The organism is Paenibacillus sp. Marseille-Q9583, assembly GCF_976954365.1.
Genome location: NZ_CDRJTB010000070.1, coordinates 25,661 through 35,417, shown reverse-complemented (window position 1 = coordinate 35,417; position 9,757 = coordinate 25,661). Strand labels below are relative to the sequence as shown.

Sequence of the window (9,757 nt, the reverse complement as noted above, 5' to 3'; positions counted from 1 at the left end):
AGGTCGTCAAGCATATAAGTAATTGCTTGACGATCTGGATTTTTTTGCTAAAAAGGATGATTGTCCGTTCTTTTAGTAGTCTCCGATTACAAGTTGGTTTTATTTAATTTATCCAATCACACTTGAAAATAATGTAAATGTAGAGTATTGTAAGTGATAAGTAGTAAGTAGTAAGTAGTAAGTAAATCAAAACGCTCACCATACGGAATAAATATCATCCAGTAAATACGAATTTATGGATAGGGGTGGATGGTTATGATGGATTTAAAATTAACACCAAGTTTTTCAGTGATCGCGCTTAATGCACAGAGAAGTCTTCATATGACTACTGTCAAGAAAGTTTCTTTACGCTGTATGGCAGCAGCAGTTATATTGGAGCTTTACTTAGAGGGATGTTTTACGCAATCAGAGAACAAGTTAACTTTGCCCAATGAAGGATTTGATCAAGCTCATTCAACACTTTATAGAGAAACGGTTCTGCAGCCCTTGCTTCATAAACATGCTGAAGTGAAGGGTGATCTAAATTGGTGGGTAAAAAAGGCCTCTATGCTGTCTAACAAACAATTAAAAAAGTTCGAGACCGCGATTTCAGATGATCTTAAAGCAATGGGTTTGCTTGAAGATATCCCAAGTCTGTTAGGGAGCGACATGTTTTTTGACTCTGCCGAAGTTGAAGTTAGAGCTTATCGCAGTAATATGGAGGCGTACTCAAGCATTACAGAGAACATTCGCGCAGAGATTTTGGAAGAGGGTTCAGTAACGGATGAGGTTATTTGTATGCTGTGGCTGCTTCGTGAATGTGGATGCATGCATGATTTCTTCTCGCTAAATGAAATAGAAAAGGTAAATATCAAACTACATGATCTATACCAAAGTAATTTATGGGCAAAGGCATTGCTTCCAATACAAATTCGCCATGGAATTGAGCTGGGAATCAAACGCTTTTTAGCATTGAAGACAAAGTTTGCGAAGACTTTTATCGGTAGTAGCATCAATCTTTTATTCCCTGCCCTAGAGCCATCACGAGCTGTCTTTATAGAAACAGAGTCTTGGTTTGATAATTCTAATCAAAGACTAGACGCAGTTATTACAAGATTAGTATCCTATGGACATGAAGTTAAGGTGATGGAGAGAGGATCGATTGCGACCCTTAAAATTGATAATTTGTTATACGATGCGATCCCGCATTTTGTAATGATGAAAGTGCCAATCCAAGGTGTGCGTCTTGTTCCGAAGCGCCCGCTGTAAAGGAGTTGGTTATCATTGTCTAGACAACGTTCCATGGAGAATATTTTGGCTTCAGAGTATGTATCTATAGGTGAATTGGTAAGAATCACAAACTCTCGTTATAGTACACTCAAACATTATACAGAAGAAGGTATGCTTCCCTTTGAACAGGCCGAGGAGAATTTAACACGCAGATTTAAAAGGGAGGAAACCGTCGCACGCATTCTTTGGATCAAAGAGATGAAAACAAACGGTTTATCTATCCCGCAAATTAAAGAAGCTTTAGGAATGAATTAAACATCGGGATTCCCGGTGTTTTTGCTTTTTTTAGTCAAAGAATTATAAACCCTCTGATAACCGTGCCCCAATCATCTGAACAAATTGCTCAGCCGCAACAGACAGCTTTCGATCCCGTCGTACTGCAAAACCTATACTGCGAGGTAAAAGCGGATCTTCTAACTTCAACTCATAAAGCTTTCCACTGTGAAGATCCTCTTGCACGAAAGAACGGCTGATAAAAGCTGCCCCATACCCTAATCTGGCGAACTCTGCCAGCAGTTCTATACTCCCTAATTCAATATCTGGAATTACCGATAATCCCTTAGTCGCAAACCATTGTTCAACAAATACTCTAGTGCTGCTCCCTTGAGAAAATAGGATTAAAGGCAGCTCTGACACTTCTCTCATGGTTAGTGAACGACTAGCTAATTCTTGATAGACTTTACCTACTACAAAACAATCCTCTAACACAGCCAGCGTCTGTATATTTAGCAGTGGATCGTGAAGCGGCATATGGACAAAGGCGCAGTCGATCTCACCATCTTTTAAACGCTTAGTGATGTCTGGCGTCTTCCCATGAGAAAGACGAATTCGTATACCTGGGTATGTGCTATGAAAGGTATTCAACTGCGGCAACAAAAGATGCTTGATCAGATAATCACTAGCTCCGATTCGTATTTCTCCCTCATTTAACTGCTTCAAGCTCTCCAGATGCTTCTGTGCAGAATCCAGCATGGAAAAGGATTGCTCCACATATTCAAATAGCGCTCGTCCTTCTTCTGTAAGCTCTACACCTTTGGACAGCCTGTGAAACAGCTTCAGTCCTAAGGCTTCTTCCATTTGTTTAATGGCATAACTCACAGAAGGCTGTGTAATATGTAGTTCCCCTGCAGCTTTTGTTAAATTTCGATGACGTGCCGTTTGCCAGAAAATACGATACCACTCCAAGTTGAACATGTGGTATAGATCACCTCTATATCAATATGGTAAAAATCCAATTTCATTTATTTCATTTCATTCATTATAATCAGGCTAGAGGAATAATTCAAAGGGGTGGATGAAGTGGAATCCAATCAACCGGACTTAGAAGCACGATCTCCATGGTCAACGAATAGCGATAAACACATAGTGAAGATTAGCCCAGCGAAAGCGGTAATCAATGGGACGATAACCATATCAGGAAGTAAAAGTCTGACAAATCGCGCCTTGGTAATCGCTGCTTTAGCAGATGGACGTTCAGAAATAAAGGGAATATTAAGAAGTGATGACTCTTACTGGTGTATTGAATCATTAAAGAAACTGGGGATTCCCGTTGTGATAGAAGAAGAGACAGCTGTTGTGGATGGATGTGGCGGCAACTGGCCGAATCCGACTGGTGAGCTATATGTAGGAGCGGCAGGTACGGTTGCGAGATTTTTACCCGCTGCACTCGCGGCAGGGACTGGCACTTGGACAATGAATGGAAGTAAACGGCTTTGTGAGCGACCACTCGCGCCATTACTCGATGCATTAACGACCCTTGGTGCACAATTTGAGTATAAACAAGCCGACCGTTGTTTACCTTTTACATTAGAGGCAAAAGGTCTGCAAGGAGGAAAGGCAACCCTGCCCGGCTCCACTTCAAGTCAATTTATAAGTGGATTACTGCTAGCTGCACCGTATGCCAAAGAACCGGTAAACGTGTATATTGATGGAGAAGTTGTGCAAAGAGACTATGTCGAGATGACCCTTGCCATGATGGCCTCATTTGGTGTAACGCCAGAAGCATCTCAGGACGGTCAATCGATAACGGTTCCTACAGGAAAGTATCAAGGTCACACGATCACCTTAGAGCCTGATGTATCCACATGCTGTTACTTTTGGGCGGTAGCTGCGCTTACGGCAGGACGTGTACGAATTGAAGGGATCAATGCTAGCAATACAAGTCAACCTGATATCGAGTTCTTAGACGTTCTGGAGGTAATGGGCTGTACCGTTGTTCGTGGAGAGAACTTTGTTGAAGTACAAGGTGTCCCACGGCTTAAGGGTGGATACACAGTGAGTATGAAGAAGTGGTCGGATCAAACATTAACAATGGCTGCTATGGCTATTTTTGCAGATGGTCCAATCACTCTAAAGGATGCCGCACATATCAGACATCATGAATGTGATCGGATAGCCGCGATATGCGAGGAAATAAGTAAGCTCGGAATACGTGTGGAAGAGTTTGAGGATGGTCTAACGGTATATCCGGGTCAGCCACTCCCAGCTTTACTAAATTCTCATGACGATCATCGGATGGCTATGGCGCTTTCTTTAATCGGCTTGAAGATTGAAAATATTCAGATTATCGACCCTGGTTGTGTCTCCAAGACCTGTCCAGATTATTTTGACCGTTTGTCAGCGTTAGGCGTACAGGTCCAATACTAAATAAGGAGTGCATATATAATGGCAGGAAATACATTCGGTGAAGTGTTCAAAATTACAACCTTCGGTGAGTCACATGGTGTGTCGGTAGGGGTCATAGTGGATGGTGTAACACCAGGCGTCGAGATTAACGAAGCGTATATACAGAAACAGATGGATCGGAGAAAACCGGGCCAATCTTCAGTGACTACTCCTCGTAAAGAATATGATGTTGTCCACATACAATCTGGAGTATTTGAGGGGAAAACAACAGGTACACCGCTCTTTGTAGTTCTTCAAAACCACGATATGAGACCAGAAGCGTACAGCGAGATCCAGGACGCTTTTCGTCCGGGCCATGCCGATTTTACTTATTTACAGAAATACGGCATTCGAGATCATCGCGGTAGCGGACGTGCTTCAGGTAGAGAAACTGCGGCAAGAGTGGCCGGAGGTGCGATAGCTCGTAAGTTGTTAGAGAGAAGAGGCGTACAGGTAGTAGCGTACACACAAGAAATCGGAGGCATAAGATGTGAATCCTTCGATGAGGGTGTGATTGAACAAAACGCTGTCCGTGCCTGTGATCCAATTGCAGCTGACAAAATGATTAAAAAAATTGAGGGGTTAGAGGAGATTGGGGATAGCTGTGGTGGCATTGTAGAATGCCGTATTCGTGGCGTGGTTCCGGGTCTTGGAGAGCCGGTCTTTGATAAATTGGATGCAGAGCTGGCGAAAGCTATGCTGTCCATTGGCGCTGTTAAAGGGATAGAATTTGGAGCTGGCTTCGAAGCAGCAACGATGCTGGGGAGTGAGCATAATGATGCGAGGAATAGCGATGGTTTTCTAACTAATCATTCCGGAGGAATCATCGGGGGGATTAGCACAGGACAAGAAATCGTATTTCGGATCAGTGTAAAGCCTACTTCGTCCATCTCTGTGCCACAGCAAACGACTAACATCAAAGGGGAAGAACAAGAGATACGCACCGAAGGCAGACATGATCCATGTATTTGTCCGAGAATCGTACCTGTCGTAGAGGCTATGGCTTGTTTAGTACTGGAGGATCAGTACAAACGACAAGCCGCTATGCTCGGATAATACAAAAGTGGCAAAGCCTATTAGCACATATTGCGCTAATGGGCTTTTTACTGTTCACGCATCGATTTCACCCCATATAGAAACCTCATTTAGTATATTATGGAATTAGGAAAGCGGAAAAGAACTCATACAAAATACAAAATAAAGGAGGGGCGTTAATAAACAACGACAGAGAACCAGTAAAATTCCAAAAATAAACTAAGAACGGGTTAAAAAAGGTGGTTTTATGAGAATACTCACGTTAGGTATTGTAGTATTGATGTTATTTGCCTCTTTTGAACCGTCAGAGAAATTAGCAACAGAAAGCTTACATGAATTGGCTAATCGTAAATTTTCTATAAAAGAAGATCAGATCCGTGAAGATGATTATGATTCAATGGTGACCTTTGGAAAATCCTTCGTTAATCTATATACCGGAGCTGTTGCAGAACAAGAAACTGTATCATTTGAGAACTACATCTCGAATGCAAATCTTCTTAAGTTCACAGATAAAATGTTGGAATTAACACAAAAGCAGGAATTGAATGGTGCCAGTAGTGTGAATTTCGGCCTTGATAATGAGTTTAAGGAAGAAGTATTTAAAAAAATTGATAAGAATCTTTACTATTTAAGCTTACCTTTTTCAAGCGAAGGGTCTGGAATGACTTGCAAACTATTAGTTCAATCTTCAAACAAGTCATTGGAAATTGTTGATTTGTACTTTGGATACAAAGATGGTGTAGATACTTTCACAACGGGTCACCCTGCGGAAAGAAAGATTAATAATCCACAAATATGGGATGAGCAAGAATGGATTGACGGTGTTTTTGAAAAGCTTAAACGATATGAAACCGAACTCTCAGTCAAGTAGACGGTAGAAGAATAGAGATCCGAGCAGCAACTTGCTTTCAATATTCAGCGGTAACAATAAAAGCAGCGGTATGTTTAGGCTTTAGTTACAGCCCTAGCACCGCTGCTTCATTATTAAGGTATTCTAATCTAATTCTGCTATTATTTCAGGGCTTTACCCAGGACTCGTTCAGATCCATTTCCCGAATACAATCAGCTGAGTCATTCCTGTTGTTACTAATCATTGGTGTGACCGGGTACACCTGCATTTCATCTGCTGAATAAGGCCGCAGAATCGGATTCAGTGCTTCCAGATCATTTGTCTCCTCATCAAGCCATCGAGTGATATCCTGTGGGGACAAAATCGCCGGCATCCGGCTCTCAAATTCGCTAATTAGTGGATTGGCATCTGTCATGACCAGAGAGCAGGTGCGAAGAGGCTCCCCGCGCGTATCCCGCCAAATTTCGTATAGACCAGCCACTCCGAACATACTGCGATTATTCATGACTACCCGAACGGGATAAGTCTTTTTGCCTTCTTTTTTCCAATAGTAAAATCCATTACAAGGGATAATACAGCGCTGCTTGTCCACCATCTTGCGATAGGTTGGATTCTGATGCACATTTCGGAGATCCGCATTGATCGCATCTTTACCCCAATAAGGAACGAAGCCCCAGCGGAACTCATCCAGAATTCGCTCACCATCCTGCTGTAATACGACAGGCATATCCTGTGTGGGACTAATATTATAGCGGTCTTTATAGTAGTACATCACCCGTTTGATTTCAAAATGATCCCTAATGTCTTGTAGTTCGGCCGCCAGAGAAAAACGTTGACACATGAAACATCAGCCTCCTTTTGTTTCGTAGTGTTTGTAAAAGGAGGTAAATTATTCATGGCTTCCGAGGTCACTAATTAATTGATCCGTATCCTGCGATTGACAGTAATAAAGGAGCCGTAAGTTACGGCCCCCGTAGTTTATCTTACTTGCGACCGATACTACAGCTTTGATGAATTATTGCAGACTCACACTATCTACATAAATAGCTGATTGGCCACTACTGTTCGTGGAGGCGCGGAATTCTACCCCGATTTCTTTGACCGCCGACAAGTTTGAAATGCCGCTGAGGGATAATGTCAAAGTGGTGCCGCTGTTTGACTGAATCAGATTCTCTCCGGAATCGTACCATGTCCACCCTGACCCGGTCTTCACGTAAAGTTTCGCATTGATTCCGTTGCCGATATTACCCCAGTTCGCATGCTTAACCGTTGCTTTCAGACTGCTTTTTCCAGATAGATTCTGATTTGAGGTTATATACAGACTATGTGTGGAATTGGATTGTAAGGTGATATCGGCTTTAAGAGTTTGCACTCCCGTAGCTTTCCATTCATTGGTGACCCATGGTCCTCCCGAAATATTGCTTCCCGACCAACCCTGAGTTCCCGACTCAAAATCATATAAAATCGTCCCGTTATTACTCGGACTCGGGGTAGGAATTGTTGTAGGTGTTGGTGTTGGTGTTGGTGTTGGTGTTGGTGTTGGAGTAGAAGTAGGACTTGAGGTTGGAGTTACACCTCCGAAAACGCCGGATAACACGGAAGTTGCTTTGATGCCGTTACTGCCATTCACTACAGTATTGCCGAACGAGGTGAGGGAGTTGCCGGCCCAATCATTCGTCATATCAAGATAAGCCAGATCACTGCTATTGCCCTTCCAGGACCAAGCCAACCAGCCGACTCCCTTCTCTTGGGAATAGTTCATAATGGTGGCTTCATCCACATCACCGTTTGTATGCTGTCCGCCAAATTCGCCGATAATCAGCGCAAGATTCTTGTTCAGCACACCGTCAATATTGGATTTGACGGTATTTGCATTGCCCCCAGCATATTCATACATATGGATAGAGAACACTGTATTTTTTAACGGGTCCGCATTCAGTACTTCCGTCCCATAATTTTTGACCGAATCTGGATATTGCCCCCAGCCAGCAGAGTCAACAATCAACGTATGATTTAGACCGGCATTTCGCAATTTTGGAATGGCTTGCTTATATCCACTAGCCCAGGCCACCCCATCCCATGTTCCGTACCACTCGTTAGCTATATTTATGATTACACGGTCTTCCTTGCCGATCAGCGCACTTTTAATACTAATCCAGTAATTAACGGCGTTATCCAAATCGATTAGACTATCGCTTCCCGTTGCGTCATGTACTTCTAAAACAGCAATCAGTTTGTTTTGTTCACAGAGGCTGATGATATTCTTGATGGCGTTCACATCATCAATCGTCCATTTGTAACCATTCGCTAATACAATACGTATCGTGTTGGCACCTGTTTTGGCAATGGCTGGTATTGCGGTGGATAATTGATCCTTATACCATGTGTGCGCATGATTGACTCCTCGCATAACAAATGGTTGTCCTGTAGCATCCATTAATTTGGTATCGCTTACATAAAAACCGCTCGCAGCATGTGCTTTGTTCGAAAGTTGTCCGGTCCATGAAAAAATCAATAAGAGTGCTACAAAAGTTATCGACCACTTGCGTAAAATCACCAAAAACCACCCCATGAATTTTATTTATGTAAACCCTCATTAAGTTAATCCTGGTAACGTCCGTTCACCTCCTATTGTTAGAATAATGAGGGAGTCATATTTAAATGTGCTTTCATGAATTCACTAATTTCTTTGGATTTATCGTTATTATATTAGCATCATGTTATTTTGAGGGCGTATGATTATTTTATGCAATTGGCCAATTTTCGCTTTGAAAATTGTTTTTTATTAAACGTACGTCTATTATTTAAAGAGAAATTTAATTTGAGGATAAAGATACCAAATGATAATAAACATTTGTTATTGTTTTGTTATCTATTTTATTTGTTGTATATCAGGTGATGCTCTCCTCCCTACCTACATTGAACTTAATGCCTCGGAAGCTTCCCTCCATATTGCGCCCTTAGCTGCTGCAATTTATCCAGCTTGCTCAGACTACTCTCCCTGTTTACTAAGCCTACCCCAAGAATCAGATTCTCGATAATATACGTGGGACCGACCATGGAGTGAAACTCCCAAACCTCACCTCTACCGGCATACAGTACAATATCTGCATCTTGGGATCGAGGATACACGAGTCTATCGGTGATTAGGATGACCTGGTAATTAGCTTCACGTGCATGGTCCAGAATCACTTCGATTTCAGGTAACAGTTGAACGAATCCAAAGACAAGCAATACATCTTTTTGATCAGCATGCATTAAGGTCTCTAGCAGTTCGTGACCGCTGGGGGCCATTTTTTTCATCTGTATTCCAAAACGTGCCATACGATAGATCATCAGCTCTGCCAGTCCAGCACATGGACCAGGGCTATATACATAGACAATGTGAGCTGCAGACAGTGCTTCTATCGCATATTGCAGCGCTTCGTCGCTCAAATAGCGGCGCGTTTCTTGCAGATGATGTAAGCAATTGTCCAGCAGCACTTGAGGGAGTGAACTATCATCCGATCTTTGCATGGCATCACGCATTTTTATGGAAGGTGTGGACTCAAAGCGGAAACGGAGTCGGTTCTTGAAATCCTTGGCATGCTTGTATCCAGCCGCTTTCCAGAACCGTGAGACGGAGGCGATACTTAATTGAAGCTCGTCTGCCATTTCCTGTTCGGTCATGTAGACCACGCGTTGCTCATTTTTTTGAATAAAGTCAGCAATAATTCGTTGATTTGGTGAGAAAGCGCGGCGATTCCAATCCTTATACAATCTCTCATTCCTCCTAATATGAAGCATTAAATAGAATATAACGTGCGAAGATGTTGTAAATATTTTTACAACGTTAAAAATACTGAAAAAAATATTACTCCCATTTAACAATTGGTAAAAGTTGTGCTGACATGACCTTCTTATAATAAAGATAAATTCCTGTAGGGAGGCCAAATATTC

9 protein-coding genes are annotated in these 9,757 nt (G+C 42.3%); 5 read left to right on the top strand and 4 right to left on the bottom strand.

What is annotated here, in order from left to right; translation table 11 throughout:
• The first annotated feature begins 255 nt into the window (after window positions 1-255).
• Entirely contained in the window at window positions 256-1,248 is a 993-nt protein-coding gene (locus tag ACWNM1_RS24980; RefSeq protein WP_449603055.1) for a hypothetical protein, read from the top strand.
• A gap of 15 nt (window positions 1,249-1,263) precedes the next feature.
• On the top strand, window positions 1,264-1,524 hold the full coding sequence (locus ACWNM1_RS24975; protein ID WP_449603054.1) for a helix-turn-helix domain-containing protein: 261 nt from the start codon (window positions 1,264-1,266) through the stop codon (window positions 1,522-1,524).
• A 42-nt stretch (window positions 1,525-1,566) separates the two neighbouring features.
• Here the strand turns inward: ACWNM1_RS24975 and ACWNM1_RS24970 are convergent, their stop codons facing one another.
• A complete protein-coding gene (locus ACWNM1_RS24970) occupies window positions 1,567-2,463 on the bottom strand; it encodes a LysR family transcriptional regulator (RefSeq protein WP_449603053.1) in 897 nt (298 codons plus the stop codon).
• A gap of 105 nt (window positions 2,464-2,568) precedes the next feature.
• Between ACWNM1_RS24970 and aroA the strand changes: the two genes are divergently transcribed.
• The 3 genes from aroA to ACWNM1_RS24955 all read left to right on the top strand — a co-directional run bounded on the left by aroA (window position 2,569) and on the right by ACWNM1_RS24955 (window position 5,839).
• Entirely contained in the window at window positions 2,569-3,915 is a 1,347-nt protein-coding gene (gene aroA, locus ACWNM1_RS24965) for a 3-phosphoshikimate 1-carboxyvinyltransferase (RefSeq protein ID WP_339796894.1), read from the top strand.
• Window positions 3,916-3,933: 18 nt separating this feature from the next.
• Entirely contained in the window at window positions 3,934-4,989 is a 1,056-nt protein-coding gene (gene aroC, locus ACWNM1_RS24960) for a chorismate synthase (protein WP_449603052.1), read from the top strand.
• Window positions 4,990-5,215: 226 nt separating this feature from the next.
• Window positions 5,216-5,839: a hypothetical protein gene (locus ACWNM1_RS24955; RefSeq protein ID WP_449603051.1), complete on the top strand. Its 624-nt coding sequence runs from the start codon at window positions 5,216-5,218 to the stop codon at window positions 5,837-5,839.
• Between the two features lie 145 nt (window positions 5,840-5,984).
• Here ACWNM1_RS24955 and ACWNM1_RS24950 read toward each other — a convergent pair whose 3' ends face one another.
• The 3 genes from ACWNM1_RS24950 to ACWNM1_RS24940 form a co-directional block, all read right to left on the bottom strand.
• Window positions 5,985-6,659, bottom strand: coding sequence for an SOS response-associated peptidase (locus ACWNM1_RS24950; RefSeq protein ID WP_042189511.1), 675 nt, complete (start codon window positions 6,657-6,659; stop codon window positions 5,985-5,987).
• Window positions 6,660-6,833: 174 nt separating this feature from the next.
• Window positions 6,834-8,375, bottom strand: a complete 1,542-nt coding sequence (locus ACWNM1_RS24945; RefSeq protein WP_449603050.1) for a glycoside hydrolase family 5 protein — start codon at window positions 8,373-8,375, stop codon at window positions 6,834-6,836.
• A 368-nt stretch (window positions 8,376-8,743) separates the two neighbouring features.
• Window positions 8,744-9,577, bottom strand: coding sequence for a MurR/RpiR family transcriptional regulator (locus tag ACWNM1_RS24940; protein WP_449603049.1), 834 nt, complete (start codon window positions 9,575-9,577; stop codon window positions 8,744-8,746).
• Between the last annotated feature and the right edge of the window lie 180 nt (window positions 9,578-9,757).

Coding starts and splice junctions, on each gene's coding strand:
- ACWNM1_RS24980 (WP_449603055.1), top strand. CDS start 256: ATGATGGATTTAAAATTAACACCAAGTTTTTCAGTGATCGCGCTTAAT.
- ACWNM1_RS24970 (WP_449603053.1), bottom strand. CDS start 2,463: ATGTTCAACTTGGAGTGGTATCGTATTTTCTGGCAAACGGCACGTCAT.
- aroC (WP_449603052.1), top strand. CDS start 3,934: ATGGCAGGAAATACATTCGGTGAAGTGTTCAAAATTACAACCTTCGGT.
- ACWNM1_RS24955 (WP_449603051.1), top strand. CDS start 5,216: ATGAGAATACTCACGTTAGGTATTGTAGTATTGATGTTATTTGCCTCT.
- ACWNM1_RS24950 (WP_042189511.1), bottom strand. CDS start 6,659: ATGTGTCAACGTTTTTCTCTGGCGGCCGAACTACAAGACATTAGGGAT.